The organism is Corynebacterium sp. ES2794-CONJ1 (assembly GCF_025660615.1).
GTDB lineage: Bacteria > Actinomycetota > Actinomycetes > Mycobacteriales > Mycobacteriaceae > Corynebacterium.
This window is the reverse complement of sequence record NZ_JAOTIM010000003.1, coordinates 234,652-253,625: the sequence shown is the minus strand read 5'-3', so window position 1 is coordinate 253,625 and position 18,974 is coordinate 234,652. Positions and strand designations below refer to the sequence as shown.

Sequence of the window (18,974 nt, the reverse complement as noted above, 5' to 3'; positions counted from 1 at the left end):
TTACTCGCAATTTTCGGGCCACAGATGCGTCACCCTCGGGTGGAGCTTTGAACTAAGCGCGGCGTGAATATCTAACTTCCACAAGACAGGAGTAGTACCACATGAGAGTTGCGCTCTTCTCTACATGCATCGGTGACGCCATGTTCCCCGATGCTTCGAAGGCCACCGCTTTGCTTCTATCCCGCTTGGGCCATGAAGTCGTTTTCCCCAAGGCCCAAACCTGCTGCGGTCAGATGCACGTCAATACCGGTTACCAACGCGAAGCGATTGGCCAAGTAAAGAACTACGTAGACGCCTTCGAGGATTCCTCCATCGACTATGTCGTTTCCCCTTCTGGCTCTTGCGTTACCGCCGTCCGCGATGATCACGAGCACTTGGCTAAACGCTATGGCACCGCCTCTCTAGTTGATGGCGCCAAGAAGTGCGCTCAAAAGACCCTCGACCTCCCCGAATTTCTGATCGATGTCGCAGGTGTGGAGAATGTCGGCGCCTTCTTCCCTCACAAGGTGACCTACCACCCCAGCTGCCACGGCTTGCGCTTTCTCAAACTTGGCGACCGCCCATACCGCTTATTGCAGCATGTCGAAGGCCTGGAGCTTATCGATTTGCCTAATAAGGAAGAATGCTGCGGATTCGGTGGCACTTTCTCGCTTAAGAACGCGGAAACTTCCGCTGCGATGGTTTCGGATAAATGCCGTAATATTCAGATAACGGGAGCAGAATTCGTTACTGGTGGCGATTCATCCTGCTTAATGAATATCGCCGGTTCCCTTTCCCGTCAGCATGTTGGCATCCGCGCTATTCATATCGCGGAAATTCTTGCATCCACTAAAGATCACGAGTGGAGCCCCACGTCGGCCGCTTATTCCAAGGAGGCAATGCTGTGAGCATTAATCTCGGCACCCCACCCATGCCACCCTACGCAACAGCACCGTCGATGTTGCGTGGCGATGATTCCTTCCCACATAAAGCCCATGATGGGCTCAATAATGTTACCCAGCGGCGTAATCTCACCAAGGCCACCACGCATATTAGGAATAAGCGCCACGAGGTCATCTCTGAAATTGATGACTGGGAAGCGCTGCGTGAAGCAGGATCCACGACCAAGCGTTATGTCCAGGCGCATCTTCCCGAGCTGCTCGAGCAGTTCGAGGAAGCAGTCACTGCCCGCGGCGGTCACGTCCATTGGGCGCGCGATGCCGCCGAGGCTGGCAAGATCGTGCTCGACTTAGTGAAGGAGCAAAATGTCGATCGCGTCGTGAAAATTAAATCTATGGCTACCCAAGAGATTGCTCTTAATGAACAGCTCGAGGAAGCTGGTATTTTTGCTCAAGAAACTGACCTCGCTGAGCTGATTGTGCAGTTAGGAGAGGATCGCCCCTCCCACATTCTGGTGCCTGCTATTCACCGCAACCGAGCCGAGATTCGCTCTATATTCCTGAAGAAGATGAGTCATATCGACGAATCGATTAGCTCCGATCCCCCGGAGCTGGCAGAGGCTGCTCGCGTATACCTACGTGAACAGTTTATGGAAGCCAAGGTAGCTATTTCGGGCGCCAATTTTGGTATCGCGGAAACAGGGCACGTCACGATTGTGGAATCAGAGGGCAATGGCCGTATGTGCCTTACACTTCCGGAAACCCTCATTTCCGTGATGGGCATTGAGAAGATTTTGCCAACTTTCCGCGACTACGAGACCTTCTTGCAATTACTGCCGCGCTCTTCCACCGGCGAACGCATGAATCCCTATACTTCACTGTGGTCAGGGGTTACTGAAGGCGATGGCCCTCAGAACTTCCATCTAATTCTGCTCGATAACGGCCGCACTGCCGCAATGTCTGACGAACTCGGCCGCGAAGCTCTCAAGTGCATCCGTTGCTCAGCTTGTTTGAATGTCTGCCCCGTCTACGAGCGCGCCGGTGGACATGCTTATGGCTCCACATATCCTGGCCCCATCGGTGCTATTTTGTCACCGCAGCTAACTGGCATGGACACCTCCGACGATCCAAATAACTATCTCCCCTATGCCTCCTCACTGTGTGGTCGCTGTAATGAAGTGTGCCCGGTTAAAATCCCTATTGTGGAGACCCTCCTTGAACTGCGCCACCAGAAGGTGGAAAAGCACAAGCCACTCGTCGAAGGTGCACTTATGGGTGCTATGCAAATGACGTGGGGCTCTCCGACTCTGTGGAACCTTGCAACGCGTGTGGTCTTCATGGGGCGTATTCTCGGAGGTTTCAACGGCAAGATTACGCATCTACCATCCTTCCTTTCTGGTTGGACCGATATTCGCGATACCGCGGTGCCACCAAAGAAATCTTTCCGACAGTGGTTCGAATCTGATGAGGCGCAGCAGCTGCTCACTGACGCCCGCCACGACGGTCTTCCCACCAATAAGCTCAACGAGGGCGAGGAGAATTAATAATGGATGCCAAGACTGAGATGCTCACCCGTATTCGGAATGCGCACAAGCTCTCCAATATGCCCGACGAGGTTGAGATTGTCCGCGAATACAACGAGAACGAGACCGAGAAGTATTCACGGGAAGAACTCAAGGACATTCTTATCGATCGCCTCCTGGACTACAAGGCTATCGTGGAAGAAAGCACCGCTGAGGGACTAGGGAATAAGATTTCCGAAATCCTTAATGCTCGCGAAGCGCGTACTGTTCGCTATGCTCCTGGTCTCGATAGTGGTCTCTTCGACTCATTTAATGGTCACGCATCTCCCGACGACAACTCTGTGGATCCGCGCACCCTCAATGAGGTTGACGCTATCGTGACTGATTCTCATGTTTCGTCGGCTCAAACTGGAACCATTTGTCTGGAGTCCAATGACCGCTGTGGTCGTCGTGCCCTCACTTTAGTGCCCGACTGCCACGTTGTGATTGTGCATATGGATTCGGTAGTTTACGGAATTCCGGAAATGATCGCCCGGTTGGGTCGCACTCGACCGATCACCATGATCTCTGGGCCTTCAGCCACCTCGGATATCGAGCTCAGCCGTGTTGAAGGTGTGCACGGCCCGCGTACTCTCATCTGTGTTTTAGTGGATGGCTAAAAATTCCTAGTGGGAGCGGCGAAGATACCCGGCCTCGCCGCTCTTTTTTAGTTTGACCTCTAAGGTGCTAAAGTAAGTCGCGTTGTTCTTTATAGAATGAGAACTTCTTGGCCCCCGTAGCTCAGTGGATAGAGCGCTGGTTTCCGGTACCAAAGGTCGCAGGTTCGACTCCTGTCGGGGGCACTATATAAATAGGTCCCTCTCCAGATGAAGTGGAGAGGGACCTATTCGCTATCTTAGCCCCGTGGCGTCATAAGAAACCACGCCAGGAAATAAAGGAGCAGTTGCGGGCCAGGCAGCATCATGGAGAGCAAGAATATCAACCGCAGCAACGTGATATTGACACCGTAGGTTTCCCCGATACCCGCCAACACTCCCCCAGCGATTCCCTGAGTCCGCGAACGGTGGACCTGCCGTTGGTACCACGGGACAGAAGGGTCGCCATAGGGCGTCGAATAAAATTCCATCGAAGTCTCCTTAATTGTGATGTGATCCTTCTATTATGCCTTTTCACAACAACTGTAGGTATCAGGGATCCCCCTGAATAAACCCTGAATTCACACTGCTGGTGAATCGATATCAGGAGCAGAGAGATCTTGATCTTGAATATTCTGGAGATATATTTCTACCGCTGCCATCAATTCGGGTGTGATGGTGTCGAAAATCAATGATCGCACCGTATTTACATGGGTCGGGGCCGCTTCCACCAGACGCTTCTTTCCTTCGGCACTGAGGCTGATATGGATGCCTCGTGCATCACCGGAACACTTACTTTTAGCTACGAGACCGCGCTTCTCCATGCGAGTTACCTGGTGCGACGTCCGGGAGCGATCCCACTCCAGATTGGCGCACAAATCGCGCAGACGCAGCATCTCATCCGGAGCTTCCGATAGGCATACGAGGACGGCGAATTCGCTACTGGTGAGCTTGTGTTCATTGTGCAGTACTTGCTCATTAGTATTCTGTACCTTCCGCACGGTGCTTAGTAGGAGGCGCCAAAATACCTGCTCTTCGTCGGTCAACCAGCGGGGAGTACTCATAAAGCCCATGATAACCGCATAATTTTCTTTTGGGAAACGTCACGGTCTCTACTTGTAAAATTGTCCTTGCGGAATTTTTAAAGCCTGTTACTATTTTTTGAGCAAAGCGAGAGGTCTTTCATCGCACTGGGTAACACCCTGGTAGCGCGAGGGAACACAGGTTAGGACGAAAATTTGCTGAGTTTTAGCGAGCTGGTTGAACACTGCCGCCATAGCGTCCAGACGCGTGGCATCTGTTGATCCGAGTACATCGTCAAAAAATACTGGGATTGACTGCTCGCTCACCAGGGAGGCAACGGCAAGCCTCGATAGGATATTCAGCTGCTCTTTTGCCCCACCTGAGAGTTCGCCCTGTTCTACGCGAACTCCACCCATTCCGGTACGCGCGAGCACTTGGAGCTTTTCGCTCAACTCAAAATTCACATCAGGCCCCCATACAATCCGTGCTAAGGAATTGAGTTTTTGGGCAAAGGGGAGGGCATAGCGCTCTCGGGCCAATTTCTGGTGTGAAAGTAGTATCTGATAAAGGAGCTTTGCCGCTGCTGCCCGGCTCTCTATCGCCTCAAGTTTACGCTCCGCCTGACTTAGATGATCGCAGGCTAGGTCGTAGTCTGTGCCGGCCCCATCGGCTTGTTCGATATAGCCGGCCATGCGGGCGATTTCCTGCTCGGCTCGTCTTAATGATTCTTTGGTGTTGGTCACTTTCGCTTGCGCAACTTCCAGTGCTCTTTTTTTATTCTCGATATCCAAGAGATCGAGTTGCTTTTTGGCTGCTTCCCATTTCTGACGGGTTTTCTCCACCATCGTCTCCGCAGATTCTCGTTGCTGATCTAAGACCAAAGAACTCACTTCGGCTTCGGCGCTTTCTAGATACAGTTCCTCTCGCTGCAAAACAGCTTCTTTGGCGCTAATAGTACTACTGAGCGATTGCAGGAGTTGAGCTTGCGGGGAGTTCTCACTATCGGTGATCTGAGCGTCAAGGCACTCTCGCTCTTCTTCTTTTTCTTCTTTTGATTTCTCTAGAAGATGGAGCTCAGCGCTTAGATCGGCCGAGCTATCCTCATCCTCGTCCTGAGGTGCTGCAGCGATGAGCTGCGATAACTCTGCGTGGGTGCGCTCCTTGGTTAATTCCTTCAGTGTGCTGCGGTAGCTGACTATACTACGGGTTGCTTCTTGCCCTGCATGGAATATCTCACGTGCCTGTTCGATAGTTTCGACACCGGCAGCGTCTTTTAACTCCTGCCATTTGGCCTCCGAATCGTCTCGCTCGCGTTGCACCGAACCGGCGCCTGGAGTGATCTCTGCGGTAATATCACCAATCTCGAGTGTTAAGGGTTTGGTGATTAAGTAGTCTCTACGCTCCCGACCAACTGCTACATCCTGTCCATCGACTAGAAGCTCGGTGTCGGAACGGGCTGATAGGGATAGAACCGTCGATTGGGCTTCGGCCTTGATAGAAGCGGCATTGAAATTCTCCCACGCCTGCTCCAGTTGCTTAAGTACACTGTTCTCGATGTGGGGAACTTGTGCGAGACGGGCAATAGTTTCTTCGACTTCACGAATCTTTTCTAGGGTTTCTGTTGCCTCCCGAGCCAGTTCCCCAGCGGCCGTGCGTTCAATACGCTCCTTGAGAGTTTTTATCTCTTCCCGTAATTGCTTCAGTTGGTCAGTAAGATCGCCTCTGCGTGTCCTCAGCGCCTCAAGTTCCTCATGCTCTTTGTCGGCGGCCTGCGCTATGGGAATAATATCTTTGCGCAGTTGGGCCAGTTCCTGAGCAAGCTCTGCGCAAGCGGCTTGCAACTCTTGGCGCCTCTTGCACTCTCTTATACTGTGTTTTAAGGCTTCTTGTGCGCGCTCGAAGTCTTCTTTTAATCCCAGTAGCTTATTCTCAGCGGATTCGATCTCTGCAACCTGCTCTGCTAATTCGCTTACGTGATCATGGTACGTGGGCAGCGCTTTCTCCGATTCGGTGACGTGGCGCTGCTGTTTGTCATACTCAGCGATATAGGTGCTGAGATCTGAGAGTTTTTTCTTCTTGGCTTCGAAGTTTTGCTGAGCTTCTTGAACCGCCTGACGCGCATTTTTCACCTCGGTGGTTTCTCGCCCGGTTCTTTGGTAAAACCGTGAATACTCCTCGAAAGCTCTCTTAATCAATTCGTTTCCATGATCGGGAGAGGCATCCTCGTCCAGGTCAGCGCGTAAGGTGTCTTCTAATGGCTTAATATCAGCAAAGACCAGATCGTCGTCCATTTGGTCTTGTTGATTATAAAGTGCCCGAAAAAGTCCAGGATCGATATATCGCTGCTTGAGTTGTTCTAGTTGGTCCTCGGCGTCGTCCGCTGTATAGCTTCGGTTATCGACCTTCAGCTCAGTTTTGGGCGCTTTCAGATACTGCTTATATAGTTCGATCTTGTGCTCACCGAGGCGAAAATGCAGCCAAATTTCTGGAGCTTCATCCCGATCGAGAGGTTTGAGAGCCTTCACATTTTTGCTTTTTGAGGTTGCTTTCATATCCAATGCGATGCGGATAGCTTCAAGTATTGTGGATTTTCCTGCCTCATTATCTCCAGAGATCATAATAACGCCGGTGGCAGGGAGATCATCGAGAATGAGGTGATTGATACCGCGAATATTCTTGAGCTCAATTCGTTGGATGTCCATCGTGAATTCTCCTCTTAGGTCCTGTCCAGTCCGGCTTCAAGGCGCAGGAGCAATTTCAGTGCCTCCTGAGCATGGGGATCTGTTGATTCTATGAGTTCCTCGAAAGCTTCACGGGCAAAACCGTCAAAACTAAGATCGTCCACATCATCGGCTGTGGGCTGAATAGCTAAGTCCATCAGGCGCGTCCGCGGAAATAGAGCTGCGAAAAGTACTGTTCGCTGAGCAAGTCCGTTCTCGAAGAATCTCATAGTACTAATATCAAGAGAGCCGGTGAGGGCATATTTGATAACCACTCGATCTTTATCTGGGAAGGCATCGAGGTAGGCAAAAAAATCTTCGACGTCCGCTCTACTATACAGTTCGAAATGGGGTGCGATAAAGCGCCACGTGCCTACCGAAACTTCTACAGGTTTAACGGTACTTGTGTGGCCACTCTTTTCAATTTCGACGATCAGAGCATTTCCAGAGTTATATTCCCCCATCCCACTGGGTTCCTCTCTGAAATCCGTCACTTCGGGTGCGCCTGAATACCAAACTTTTCCGCTGGACCCCACCGACTGGGTGGAATGGGTATCACCAAGCGCAACATAATCAATGATCCCCTGTTCGAGAGCCTTGTCCACGGCAGCCAGATCAATAAGATCTGGGTTGACTTCATTAGAGCGCGCAAGCGCCTGTCCATGTCCCACCACAATTCGAATAGCCGAAGTGGGTAAAAGATCCTTCAACGCTTTAGCTACTAGATCCTGGCCTGCTCGCTTCGAGCGCAGCGGGGCTCCCACTAACTCGACGCCGGGGAGGACTTCTCGTAGCGAGTCATCGTCGAGGATATTTAAACCCTCGTATTCTTGCACACGGTGGAATATGCTATCCGCACTCAAAGGATCGTGATTTCCAGGTAGTAGATAGACTGGCACAGGGATATTCGCTAGCGCCTGCAGAGCGCGTTCTCGCACCCTGGCATTAATAGTATTATGCTCAAAAACGTCCCCTGCCACCACCATAAACGCGCACCCGTTGTCTGCAGCTATCTCACCGAGGCGCACTATGGCATCTTTGCGTGCCGCTTCAAAGCGGGGGCCTGCATCACCCTCGAGGAAAGCTCGGGTCATACCGATTTGAAAATCTGAGGTATGCAAGAATTTAACTGCCATTGTTCTTTCGGCCCCTCGCTCGCTGATTTTGTCGTTATTTTAATTTTAGAAGATTACTGAGACACATCATCGTCTGCGCGGATTAGATAATCGAAAATGTCTTCGATATCGCTTACTGCTCTTAATTCGTCCAAAGTACTGAAGCTGACCAATCGCATCGCTTGATGCAAAAGTGTGAGATCCGAGTCATCGAGAACAGAATGTACTTCCAACTCTGGGATAGGTGGCACAGGGCCTCCATGCCAAAATTCCTCTTGGTCGATAGTGGCATCTTTCGCCTTCTCTTGGGCAGCTATATGTGCGGCAGAGACTAGCAGCTCGTCGATTGCGGCAAACGAGAGTCCCCGCATCTTTAAGGCGACCTCAAACTCGCGCTCTATTTTCTCCTGGGCTTCATATGCAACCGCAACGAGATGCTTACATAGCGGCTTCAGGTCCGGGCAATCACACGAAAACCGGATGTCAAAAGGAGTGGCTCCAATTAAAAGATCTACCACCTCGTGAGGAAAGTCCCCGGCGCGCATCCGCTCGAATGCGACGGGATTCTCCAGTAGGAGTTGAATAAGTTTTCTTTTTGCCTCTTCACCGAAGTAGGGCAAAGTTATGGCGCAATCGAATGGGAGATTTTGGGTACCCGCTACTGAACCGTATATAACCCCGTCCTTAAAATCGAGGCTCGCAACCTTACCTGCGCGCTGGTAGGACCGGCCTCGCTCTCCCCTCTTAGGTTCGGTTTTTTTCTCTACGAGTTCCACTATGCGCCTGGCTATTAAAGGGATGCGCTCGTGCTTTCGGTGCGAGCGCATCCCTTCGATACGTCGGATTTTCGCCGGCGATTGTCGTTCATCCTCGCCCGCTGAGCTGCGCTTTGCAGCATGAAAATTTGCGTAGATAATATTGTCGCGAGAAATATGCCTGTTCGGAGGTAGTGCTTGATTATCTGCCATTCTAGTCCTCCCTACTCAAACCATCGGACATGGTCCGATACTCTAGTAATTCTGCCAGCTCACTGTCGTCTAACTCGGTCAGCCACCCTTCACCGCGACTTATCATCGTGTGGGCGAGAGCTGATTTACCTTCGATAATTTCTTGTATTTTCTCCTCGAGGGTGCCGGCAGTAATGAGTTTGTATACCATGACATTTTTATCTTGACCGATGCGATAGGCACGGTCGGTGGCCTGATTTTCCACTGCTGGATTCCACCAGCGATCTATATGGACCACCACATTAGCTTGGGTGAGATTGAGTCCCGTGCCACCCGCCTTCAGCGAGAGCACCATTGCCGGCGCCCCGCTCGTTGATTGAAATTCATCCACCATCCGATCGCGGCCCGATTTACTCACACTTCCGTGCAAGAAGGGTATGTCAGTGCCATAGTAGTTTTCCAGATATGGTACAAGGATATCTCCGAAGGCCTTGTACTGGGTGAATACAAGAATTTTCTCGTCATTGGCACGGGCATTCTCGACGATATTCATAAGCTCTTCGATTTTGCCAGAACGGTGCTTGCCTTTAAAGGTAACGGGCGAGTTATCGGCCAAGAAATGAGCTGGGTGATTACAGATCTGCTTAATTTTCGTCAAAGAACTAAGGATGAGGCCACGGCGCTTCATGCCCTCTCTATGGCTCAAAGCTTCTTTGAGTTCATTGACGTAGGCCTGGTAGAGAGCTGCCTGCTCAGCGGTCATATCGACTGTCACAATATTTTCGGTCTTTGCGGGCAGATCGTGGGCCACTGTCGGATCGGATTTCAACCTTCGTAAGATAAAAGGCTGCGTGAGAGTTTTAAGCTTCTCAGCCACGACTTCATCTTGGGTTACCTCAATGGGCTTGGCAAAATGATTTCTGAAAAATGACACGCTGCCTAGGATCCCTGGATTGCAAAAATCTAGGATGGCACGCAGTTCCAGCAACCTATTCTCCACTGGAGTGCCCGTCAAAGCCAGCCGGTGCGTACTCCTGAGTGCGCGCACAGCTTTGGAGGTTCGGGTCTGAGAATTTTTTATATGCTGTGCTTCATCGAGGGTGACCCGGTGCCAGTACACCCGGGAGAACAAAGAGATATCTCGGCTCACAGTGCCGTAGGAGGTGATCACGAGATCATAGCCAGCTAATTTATCAAGCTCATCTTTCGAACTCATCCGCTTGGGCCCATGGTGGACTAGCACCTTTAACTCTGGGGTAAATTTCTGCGCCTCCTTGGCCCAGTTTCCTACCACCGATGTGGGAGCGACCACCAAAGACGGCCCGTACGGGGACCTGGAGGTGATCCCACGCATGGCGTGCATCTGTGTCTCAAACTCGGCTTTTTCTATTGCTTGGAGAGTGAGAAGTTGGAGGGTTTTTCCGAGTCCCATATCATCAGCCAAGATAGCGCCGAGATGCTGGCTAGACATCCACTTCAGCCATGAAACGCCGCGGTGCTGGTAATCGCGCAGTTGGGCTCTCACCGTGGTCGGGATTTTTACGGGTTGTGGTGCGGGTAGCTCGGGGAGATTTCCCTTACCCATCAGAGCCAGATACCAATCGCTTCCGGTGAATTCTACCGGGTCGTGTGCATACTGAGACTCATCAGCTAGAGACAATTCGCGCAGGTCCTGCAAGCTCAGACGTCCCGAGCTAGAGGCTTCCCTGGCGATGCGGGCTGTTAAGTCCGCGATTTCCTTTTTCTTGGTACAGATCAGATCGGGGTCGACATCTGATAGAAGCTCTTGGTGGAGCCTGGCACGCTCTTTTTCGAGGGAGCTCAGCTTCGAGCTGTGCATCTTTGATAAATATGAGCGCACTTTGTTCAAGGCTTGGGAATCAGCCATGACCCATTCGCCGCGCAGCTTTATCAGTCCCGACTGCGAGGCGATGAGTTCCTTCATTTCCTTGTCATCTAAGGTGGTGTCGCCGATAGCGATCTGCCAGGAAAAGTCCACAATGGCATCCATACCGACCTTGCGATCTCCTGTCGATTCACTGGCGGCGCTCACTTTGACGGTAGCCTTTGTATCCTGATTGCTCCACGCTTTGGGGAGAAAGATCGTATATCCAGCTTCGCGCAACCTTTTTATATCTGTGGCTATAAAGTCCACAAGATCGACAGTGCTGAGGTAGATATCAAAATCCCCGCCCTGTCCGTCATTTAACCGTGTTGTCGGATGCGCGTGAGGTGTTTGTTCGGTTGAAAAATAGCGGGAGACAAAGGACAATTCTCGCCGCATAGCCTCCAACTGTTGACGGGTAGTTGAGTCAAATTGACTGAGAATAACAGGCACAGGTTGGTCGATACCGGATCTCACGCTGACTCTCACAGGCCACTCGGCATGATCAGCATTGTCGTATAAATTCTGTTCCTCTTCGTCTGAACGCGGGGGTTCCTCAACTCGAATTATCAGCTCCAGACCTACAGCCTGTATGGATTCTTTCCATTTATTCAACGCGCTCACAACTTGAGCGCTTCCGCGTCTAAGCGGTTCGGAGGCTAAAAGGGCACGCGGAAAATCGTGCCATGGTGTGGCTCGGGGTTTAAAATACAGCGGTTTGAGGATCGCCTGCGCAATCCAATGTGGCAATTCCTCGGCCATATCTTCTGCCACACTCGAACCACTATTGCGCACGAGTACACCAGGGCACGCGTGTGTCATATGAGCGATCCAACCGCGCTCTCCCAAGCCCGTCGATAGCTGCCACGTGGGATACCATTGCTGCTCAAAATAATTGAGTTTGATGGTGATCCGACCCGCCCGCACACAGTGATATAACCCCTTATACAGGTGGCTCATCCACTTCAGATCACTAGCAATCGTGGCGAGCTGGGATTCGGTGGTGGTGACCTCGTTGAGGGCAGCAACTCGGGCGAGGAGCTTAACAGCATATTCTGGAGCCAAGGCCATTGTGGGGACTCCCAGACGAACTTGGCGCCCTTTGGGGGTGAGCAGGGTCATATTCAACCGGTGCCAGAATTTTTTTCCCCGGATCATGGCGTCTATCTCGTCGGGGAAAACTCCCGGCGCAATATCATCAGGGGTAACAATACGGTGCCCCTCTACTTGTTCGATCCACAGATGCAGGCCCGAACTACGCTGCCAGAGTCCGTGAATTAAGTGAGAAGTCATATAAACCGTTCCACCCAAAGGAAAATCGAGTGCCAGAAGAAAAAGAAGCCGATCTGTATAAGAATATACCCTCGCTTTCATCTTGCGAATCCCTATAGATTGCACTCTCCCGCTACCACGAGGAATGCCCACAGCTCGGTATATTTCACTCTCTCCTGATTGTGCAGCTCTGTTCGATAAAGTCCTGCTATTAACTACTAGGCGTGTAAGATCCCTTCCCGTGATGAAAAATTCCCACCCCTAATCGCAAGCAAGAGGCTCGAACAGTGTTAGGGGAAGAAATATTTTCATCTCTTTTCTTTTTGTCACTGAACTATCAAAGGAGGTGGCGGCCCTATGTCAGATCAAACCTGGTATATCCTCGCCATCATTATCTATATGAGCTCAATGCTTGGCATTGGCTACTGGAGCTACCGCCAAACTGACGCCTACGACGATTACGTTCTCGCCGGACGAGGCCTCAATCCTTTTGTTGCGGCGATGTCCGCCGGTGCCTCCGACATGTCTGGCTGGCTTCTCATGGGCCTTCCTGGTGCACTCTTTGTCAGCGGTATCAGCGAATTGTGGATTGCCGTTGGCTTGATTGCTGGCGCATGGGCCAATTGGAAGTGGGTAGCCCCGAGACTGCGCGCCTACTCAGAGGTCGCCTCCGACTCGGTCACTATCCCCTCCTTCTTTGAAAATCGACTCTCAGATTCCTCCCGCCTGCTCCGGGTAGTTTCCGCCCTCATTATTGTGGTCTTCTTTACCTTTTATGTTTCCTCCGGCATGGTGGCAGGCGGACGCTATTTCGAGTCAACCTTCGGCGGCAACTATCTGGACGGCATGTTGATCGTTGCCTTTATTACAGTGGTATACACATTCGTCGGGGGCTTTTTGGCGGTCTCTTATACGGATGCCGTTCAGGGCACGATCATGTTCTGTGCCCTTATCATCGTTCCTGTCATGGCGCTGTTTTATCTCGACGACCCCAGCTCTATATGGACATGGGCCGCCCATAACGATTACGGACCGTATACCTCTGGGGTGGGTAATCCCACCTACTTCTCAATGGTGTCCGGAGTTTCCTTCGCAGCGATTATCGGAAATATGGCTTGGGGCTTAGGTTACTTCGGTCAGCCGCATATCATCGTGCGATTTATGGCTCTACGCAGTCCATCCGACGCCAAGCGTGGCCGCGCTATTGGTATTGGCTGGATGATTTTGACCATTGCTGGCGCCACCTTTGTGGCGATTATCGGTACCGCCTTCTTCGGTCAAAACCCAAATATCTCGATTGTGGACCGCCAGGCCTTTGAAACCATCTTCCTAGATATGGGACGAATTCTTTTCCATCCCCTGATCGCTGGTCTCATCTTGACTGCGGTACTAGCAGCTATCATGTCCACTATTTCTTCCCAGCTTTTAGTCTCCTCCACCTCACTCATAGAGGATCTTTACCTTATTGTGGTAAAGAAGAAACCACGTCAGCAGGTACTCATCAATCTTTCCCGCACAGCGGTGGTTGCGGTAGCTGTAGTTGCTGGCATTCTATCGGTAAATCCATCTGATTCCATCTTGGGATTAGTTGGCTTCGCGTGGGCGGGCTTTGGCTCGGCCTTCGGACCACTGGTGCTTTTGAGCCTCTACTGGAAGCGGCTAAATACCCAGGGCGCACTAGCTGGGATGATAACTGGTGCCATCGTGGTTTTCATCTGGGGATCGACGAGCCTTGGCGAATTCTTATACGAGATGGTGCCCGGTGTTATCAGCTCCTTTGTCGTCACCGTGGTGGTATCGCTGATCACCGCTCCCCCACAGGACACAGTCACTCAACAGTTTATGACCGCAACCGCTCGGGCTAGAGATTAAATTCCCGGGTTTAAGACTTCGGTTTAAAACTTCACCAAACCCCTCCTCGTTGCTTTTTCTTGGCAAGGAGAAGGGGTTTTGCGCATCTTGAGGAACCAAATGGACCCCCTGCTTAGTCGTAGGTCGTATGCGTCCATTTCGCAGTACTACTCTGGATGAGTATCGCATCCCTGTTATTCCCTTGATTCTCACGCTTGTGACCCTGATGTTGCTTGGGGAATACTTCCCAAATCCGCAGCGTAGTCATTTTGACTTCGATTCAATTCGGGTGGTCTCCCGCCGCACCCATATACTTGGTTATTCTCGGGAGGAGTTTGGATCAGGTTGGGCTACGATCCCCGGACACCCGTGTTCTATCCGCGAGGAGATCATCTATAGCCAACTATTGGAGTCTCCCTCAGACATACCCCGTGAAAGCGGTAGCTTTTGTCCCACGGCTCCTGCAACCGTGCCCCTTACTGGCCCCGATCCCTATTCAACAGCGACGCTTTCTACCGCAGCAGATGGTTCAGGTCGTGCCATCGAGGTGGATCATATCTTTCCGCTACGTGCGGCATGGGATATGGGGGCCTTTCGATGGGAGACGTCCCAACGGCGCGCCTTCGCCAATGATCCAGACAATCTAGTGGCGGTATCGCAAGAAGAGAATCAAAGAAAATCAGATCTTCTGCCCTCCCGATATCTTCCAAGCAATATCCACCGACGCTGTTGGTATGTCACGCGTCTCGCACGCATTGCGGTGAAATACGACCTTGCCCTGACAAAAAGGGACGTGTCAATTATGCGTCGACAGTGCCTGTTCGAGTAGGGTAGTCTTCCGTATCTTTTTAAGTATTCTAAGAAAGTGAAAGGACTCTACCATGAATTCTCTTCTGGAACTCCTCCATATCCTCACAGCGGTTCTCTTCCTTGGTCCCATTACCGTGGCGGTATCAAGCTTCCATACCCAAGCATTCAAAGCCAAAGACGGCGATCTGCAGGCCGCCGGAGCCGCTAAGGTTCTTCACAAGACCACTCAAACCTATGCGATACTCTCGCTTCTCGTTCCGCTTCTCGGCTTTGCGCTGATGTTTACCGGCGACTATTGGAGTGAAGGCCGTTACCATGCATCCATTGCCCTCTCTGTTATTGCTTGGGCTCTCCTTCTCTTCCTCATCATTCCGCGCCAGAAAAATATGCTAGGCGCCCTTAATCTCCTGCCAGCTGATGAACAATCGACGAAAACTTTTTCTGTTGCCGATTGGAATCGCGCGAAAAGCCAACTGTCAATGTTTGGCGGTATTTTCGCGGCGCTGTGGGTGATTGTCTTCATTCTTATGATGTGGTCTTCTATCACGAGCATCTTCGCTTAAAACCTAGTTGAGAAATGCCCTCTGGATTAAATAATCTAGAGGGCATTTTTTCTCAGTGGAGCTATATTCACATAAAAAAAATCCCCCTCCATTAACGGCGAACCATCAAATGGAGGGGGTCAATCATGGAATTAGTCGCGCCAACCGCCACGACGGTCATCGCGATCACGTCCACCGCGGAAACCACGGCCACCGCGATCACCACGGTCTCGGCCACCGCGCTGTCCTCCGCGCTCACCACGGAAACCACCACGATCACCACGGAATCCTCCGCGATCTCCGCGACCCGAGCCACGACGATCCATGGAGGCACCGGAATGATCGCGCTCAATCTGAATCAACTGCCCCGAGATACGGGTGTCGCGCAAGTTATCCAATACAGAGTTTGGCAAGTCACGCGGCAACTCCACTAACGTGTGGTCTGCGGCGATAGTAATGCGGCCGAAATCTTTATTGGAGAGACCACCTTCATTGGCCAGCGCGCCGACGATAGCACCAGGGCGCACATGCTGACGTTTACCCACTGCTAGGCGGTAGACAGCCATATCTTGGCCCGAGCGCTCGAAGCGGGAACCACCACGATCGCCCCGGTCACGACCTCCGCGTCGCTCATCGCCGAAGCGCCCACCACGGTCACGACCACCGCGATCATCACGATCACGACGACGCTCGAACGGCTCGTCCTTCATCAAGAACTCAGTACCCGCACGAGTTTGAGTTGCTAGGGCGGCTGCCACATCCTCCAACGGAACATCATGCTGTTCCGAGTACGCTTTCACCAAACTGCGGAACTCGGCAACCTGAGGATCTTCCAAGGACTCCGTGATCGAATCGGCAAATTTGGCACGGCGAGAATCATTAACTTCTTCAGCGGTCGGCAGATCCATCTCATGCAAAGGCGCATTAGTAGCACGCTCAATATTGCGGAGGAATCGGCGCTCACGAGGGGTGACAAAGAGAATTGCTTCGCCCGTACGCCCGGCACGGCCCGTACGACCAATCCGGTGCACATACGACTCAGTATCGGAGGGGATATCGAAGTTCAGCACGTGAGAAATGCGCTCCACGTCCAAACCGCGGGCCGCAACATCGGTGGCCACGAGGATATCAAGACGGCCGTCCTTGAGCTGGTCCACGGTGCGCTCACGCTGGGCTTGGGCAATATCGCCGTTAATAGCAGCTGCAGAGAAACCACGGGCACGCAGCTTTTCAGCGAGCTCCTCAGTTTCGTGCTTGGTACGCACGAACATGATCATGGCTTCAAACTCAGTGACTTCCAAGATACGGGTTAACGCATCGAGTTTATTGCGATGAGCCACATTAAGGAATCGCTGAGTAATATTAGTGGCGGTGCGGGTTTCAGACTTCACCTGGATCTCGCGGGGCTCATTCATATAGTCCCTAGAGATACGGCGAATACTATTAGGCATCGTCGCGGAGAAGAGAGCAACCTGCTTAACCTCTGGGGTATCGGCCAGGATGCGCTCAACATCTTCCTGGAAGCCCATATTCAGCATCTCATCAGCCTCATCAAGGACGAGGAAGCGTAGTGCTGAGATATCGAGAGATCCGCGCTGCAAGTGGTCGATCACACGACCTGGTGTGCCAACCACAATTTGGGCGCCACGGCGCAATCCCGAGAGCTGAATGCCATAGGACTGGCCGCCGTAGATCGGAAGTACGGACATCCTTTTACCTAAGTGATCCGCGAAGGACTGAAACGCATCAGCTACCTGCAAGGCCAATTCACGCGTCGGTGCCAAAACGAGCGCTTGGGGGTGGCGTACATCAGGATCAATTTTGGATAAGATGGGCAACGCGAACGCTGCAGTCTTACCTGTACCAGTCTGAGCTAGGCCTAGAACATCATGGCCTTCGAGCAGGACTGGAATTGTCGCTGATTGGATAGGCGATGGAGATTCGTAGCCGACCTTTGATACTGCCTTCAGTACGAACTCGGGCAGACCCAATTCGGCGAAATTAGGTCCAGTATTTTCATTACTGGATTCACCTTCTGAGTCACTCTGGTCATCTACTTCGTTGTCTACTTCTACAGTAGAGCCGGTGTCCTCAGAAGTGTCCGCGTCCCGGGCGTCATCTGAACCTAGTACCTCATCAAGGGTAACTGGCTCAGTGGTTGCCTGCGTATTTTCCTGAGATTCCGACACATTATTATTCTCATCCAGCTCAATCGCGCCGCTGGTAGCGTCATCGGTAATACTCATTGCCCAATCTACGATACGGCATGACGAGGCTTTGGGGTTAATCGCCGAATCAAGGGATGCCACCCACCGAAAAGATAGGGCAAGCGCCTGATTAATTAATGCTGCTATTTATACATGCACCATCAAGAGTGTTACCTCACTACCCTAAAATTGATCCCCCATCTAAAGCGGCTTCGAGCGCCTTAACATCGCTATGCTTCCAGGTGATCGGAGGTTGTCGCTTTAACGAAGCTCTTGAAATCGAGAACCATCTCTTTACGTAAGTATGATCCTTGCTCGGAATCATCTCAGTACGATCCATTCGTGGCGTGGCGAACACTTGATTCTCCCAGACGGAAAACCTCATCCTTCGGAATCATCTTGTCTAACGAAAATATACAGGCCAACGTAGTCATAGATATCAGCCCTCAATGCATGGCATTCGCGATAATCCCGGGTTGGGCATTTTCTGGGCACTTGATCTAGGGGGCTCTAAAGACCCGTGCGTTCGTAATCGGCGATCCATTCTTCAGTCAAGAGTCCGCCGTTGCGAGTATCAAGTGGTCGATTGATCGTCGCACTGTTTAATGCGGTGATTCCTCCTCCGGGAGAAGCAGATACTTTAGGCTTCCACTCCTCGTTTTCCAGGAGAGCACTCCGGCTAAGATTCGAGCTACCGATGATTACGCTGCGATACTTCCGGTGCTCAAAGAGATAGCCCTTCGAAAGAAGACCGCTGCCATGGTAGACACATACATCAATATTGGGAATTCGTAGCAACTCGCGGAATATATCCAGCCCGTCAAAACCGTCATACCTTGACCTAATAAGACTAAAGGCCCTTGGAAGCCTAAGAGGTCGTCCTTCAACAACTCTAAAGCGTGAGAGCTAATAGACGCCACGGAAAACCTTGAGCACACTGCACCACTGGTTCTTCGCTCAACGCTCTGAGCATGGTGTTAGCCGGCTGATCCGAAATCTGTGTTGGGCTTAAGCGACTACCGGATTGAGTATCGGAATCAACAAAACCGAAGGGCACACTTTCCCCGCGCATCTAGACATCAACTGGTCGACATTATATTTAGCCTCAAGATTCATCAGTGCGCCCCACAAGAGCATCGACAGCGGCTAGATCTGCTGGCGCCCAATCAAGCTCATATAGTTGGCTAATTTCAACCCAGCGGATTTGGGCGTGCTCCTTCGGGGTAGGTTCTCGACCAACCAGTGTGCAGAAAAAAATACTCAGTTCCACCGAGCCGAAGTCGTAGTCGTAGGTCGCGGTATTAACCAAATCCCCGACCTCTACACAACAGTCCAATTCTTCCTTGAGCTCGCGGACGAGAGCTGCAGCAGGAGTTTCCCCTGCTTCGATTTTTCCACCAGGAAATTCCCATTTCCCTTCAAGCGAGATCCCTACTCCACGCTGTGCTGCTAGAACCCTCTCACCGGCCACGATGGCGGCACCGACGACCCGGATTAATTTCTTCATAAAATTCTACGTTCCTTACACACCATCGCTTCAAGCAGGTTTACCTCAAGAGCTCCTAG

Annotated in this window: 15 protein-coding genes and 1 tRNA gene; 7 read left to right on the top strand and 9 right to left on the bottom strand. The window is 51.7% G+C overall.

Annotation, left to right across the window (positions count from 1 at the left end; genetic code table 11):
* Positions 1-101: 101 nt before the first annotated feature.
* From N7326_RS05365 to N7326_RS05350, 4 genes are all read left to right on the top strand, one after another.
* The gene (locus tag N7326_RS05365) at positions 102-887 is read left to right on the top strand and encodes a (Fe-S)-binding protein (RefSeq protein ID WP_259078013.1); all 786 of its coding nucleotides are present in this window, start codon (positions 102-104) and stop codon (positions 885-887) included.
* Complete coding sequence (locus tag N7326_RS05360) at positions 884-2,422, top strand: LutB/LldF family L-lactate oxidation iron-sulfur protein (protein WP_259078015.1); 1,539 nt, start codon at positions 884-886, stop codon at positions 2,420-2,422. Before N7326_RS05365 ends, N7326_RS05360 begins: the two co-directional genes overlap by 4 nt.
* A gap of 2 nt (positions 2,423-2,424) precedes the next feature.
* Entirely contained in the window at positions 2,425-3,060 is a 636-nt protein-coding gene (locus N7326_RS05355; RefSeq protein ID WP_259078017.1) for a LutC/YkgG family protein, read from the top strand.
* A gap of 110 nt (positions 3,061-3,170) precedes the next feature.
* Positions 3,171-3,243, top strand: a tRNA-Arg gene (locus N7326_RS05350).
* A gap of 53 nt (positions 3,244-3,296) precedes the next feature.
* On the opposite strand, the gene N7326_RS05345 is transcribed toward N7326_RS05350, so the two are convergent.
* The 6 genes from N7326_RS05345 to N7326_RS05320 form a co-directional block, all read right to left on the bottom strand.
* Positions 3,297-3,527 carry a PspC domain-containing protein gene (locus N7326_RS05345; RefSeq protein ID WP_259078018.1) on the bottom strand — a complete coding sequence of 77 codons (231 nt, stop codon included), beginning with the start codon at positions 3,525-3,527 and terminating at the stop codon, positions 3,297-3,299.
* A 90-nt stretch (positions 3,528-3,617) separates the two neighbouring features.
* Positions 3,618-4,100, bottom strand: coding sequence for a MarR family winged helix-turn-helix transcriptional regulator (locus N7326_RS05340; protein WP_259078019.1), 483 nt, complete (start codon positions 4,098-4,100; stop codon positions 3,618-3,620).
* A gap of 90 nt (positions 4,101-4,190) precedes the next feature.
* The gene (locus tag N7326_RS05335; RefSeq protein ID WP_259078021.1) at positions 4,191-6,761 is read right to left on the bottom strand and encodes an AAA family ATPase; all 2,571 of its coding nucleotides are present in this window, start codon (positions 6,759-6,761) and stop codon (positions 4,191-4,193) included.
* Between the two features lie 14 nt (positions 6,762-6,775).
* A complete protein-coding gene (locus tag N7326_RS05330) occupies positions 6,776-7,915 on the bottom strand; it encodes a metallophosphoesterase family protein (protein WP_259078022.1) in 1,140 nt (379 codons plus the stop codon).
* A 53-nt stretch (positions 7,916-7,968) separates the two neighbouring features.
* The gene (locus N7326_RS05325; RefSeq protein ID WP_263088282.1) at positions 7,969-8,862 is read right to left on the bottom strand and encodes an SWIM zinc finger family protein; all 894 of its coding nucleotides are present in this window, start codon (positions 8,860-8,862) and stop codon (positions 7,969-7,971) included.
* Between the two features lies 1 nt (position 8,863).
* On the bottom strand, positions 8,864-12,019 hold the full coding sequence (locus N7326_RS05320) for a DEAD/DEAH box helicase (RefSeq protein WP_263088281.1): 3,156 nt from the start codon (positions 12,017-12,019) through the stop codon (positions 8,864-8,866).
* A 336-nt stretch (positions 12,020-12,355) separates the two neighbouring features.
* Between N7326_RS05320 and putP the strand changes: the two genes are divergently transcribed.
* From putP to N7326_RS05305, 3 genes are all read left to right on the top strand, one after another.
* Positions 12,356-13,870: a sodium/proline symporter PutP gene (gene putP / locus N7326_RS05315; RefSeq protein ID WP_259158324.1), complete on the top strand. Its 1,515-nt coding sequence runs from the start codon at positions 12,356-12,358 to the stop codon at positions 13,868-13,870.
* Between the two features lie 127 nt (positions 13,871-13,997).
* Positions 13,998-14,678: an HNH endonuclease family protein gene (locus N7326_RS05310; protein ID WP_259158321.1), complete on the top strand. Its 681-nt coding sequence runs from the start codon at positions 13,998-14,000 to the stop codon at positions 14,676-14,678.
* 52 nt (positions 14,679-14,730) lie between these two features.
* Entirely contained in the window at positions 14,731-15,222 is a 492-nt protein-coding gene (locus N7326_RS05305; protein ID WP_259078031.1) for a DUF2269 family protein, read from the top strand.
* A gap of 131 nt (positions 15,223-15,353) precedes the next feature.
* Here N7326_RS05305 and N7326_RS05300 read toward each other — a convergent pair whose 3' ends face one another.
* From N7326_RS05300 to N7326_RS05290, 3 genes are all read right to left on the bottom strand, one after another.
* Positions 15,354-17,447, bottom strand: a complete 2,094-nt coding sequence (locus N7326_RS05300; protein WP_263088296.1) for a DEAD/DEAH box helicase — start codon at positions 17,445-17,447, stop codon at positions 15,354-15,356.
* Positions 17,448-17,918: 471 nt separating this feature from the next.
* Positions 17,919-18,206, bottom strand: coding sequence for a hypothetical protein (locus N7326_RS05295; RefSeq protein ID WP_263088280.1), 288 nt, complete (start codon positions 18,204-18,206; stop codon positions 17,919-17,921).
* A 307-nt stretch (positions 18,207-18,513) separates the two neighbouring features.
* Entirely contained in the window at positions 18,514-18,915 is a 402-nt protein-coding gene (locus tag N7326_RS05290; protein WP_259078035.1) for a (deoxy)nucleoside triphosphate pyrophosphohydrolase, read from the bottom strand.
* Positions 18,916-18,974: the final 59 nt, after the last annotated feature.

Bases quoted from the DNA above. Each gene is read 5' to 3' on its own strand.
- N7326_RS05290 (WP_259078035.1), bottom strand. From the start codon at position 18,915: ATGAAGAAATTAATCCGGGTCGTCGGTGCCGCCATCGTGGCCGGTGAG.
- N7326_RS05355 (WP_259078017.1), top strand. From the start codon at position 2,425: ATGGATGCCAAGACTGAGATGCTCACCCGTATTCGGAATGCGCACAAG.
- N7326_RS05300 (WP_263088296.1), bottom strand. From the start codon at position 17,447: ATGAGTATTACCGATGACGCTACCAGCGGCGCGATTGAGCTGGATGAG.
- N7326_RS05310 (WP_259158321.1), top strand. From the start codon at position 13,998: ATGCGTCCATTTCGCAGTACTACTCTGGATGAGTATCGCATCCCTGTT.
- N7326_RS05365 (WP_259078013.1), top strand. From the start codon at position 102: ATGAGAGTTGCGCTCTTCTCTACATGCATCGGTGACGCCATGTTCCCC.
- N7326_RS05330 (WP_259078022.1), bottom strand. From the start codon at position 7,915: ATGGCAGTTAAATTCTTGCATACCTCAGATTTTCAAATCGGTATGACC.
- putP (WP_259158324.1), top strand. From the start codon at position 12,356: ATGTCAGATCAAACCTGGTATATCCTCGCCATCATTATCTATATGAGC.
- N7326_RS05305 (WP_259078031.1), top strand. From the start codon at position 14,731: ATGAATTCTCTTCTGGAACTCCTCCATATCCTCACAGCGGTTCTCTTC.
- N7326_RS05340 (WP_259078019.1), bottom strand. From the start codon at position 4,100: ATGAGTACTCCCCGCTGGTTGACCGACGAAGAGCAGGTATTTTGGCGC.
- N7326_RS05335 (WP_259078021.1), bottom strand. From the start codon at position 6,761: ATGGACATCCAACGAATTGAGCTCAAGAATATTCGCGGTATCAATCAC.
- N7326_RS05320 (WP_263088281.1), bottom strand. From the start codon at position 12,019: ATGACTTCTCACTTAATTCACGGACTCTGGCAGCGTAGTTCGGGCCTG.
- N7326_RS05345 (WP_259078018.1), bottom strand. From the start codon at position 3,527: ATGGAATTTTATTCGACGCCCTATGGCGACCCTTCTGTCCCGTGGTAC.
- N7326_RS05325 (WP_263088282.1), bottom strand. From the start codon at position 8,862: ATGGCAGATAATCAAGCACTACCTCCGAACAGGCATATTTCTCGCGAC.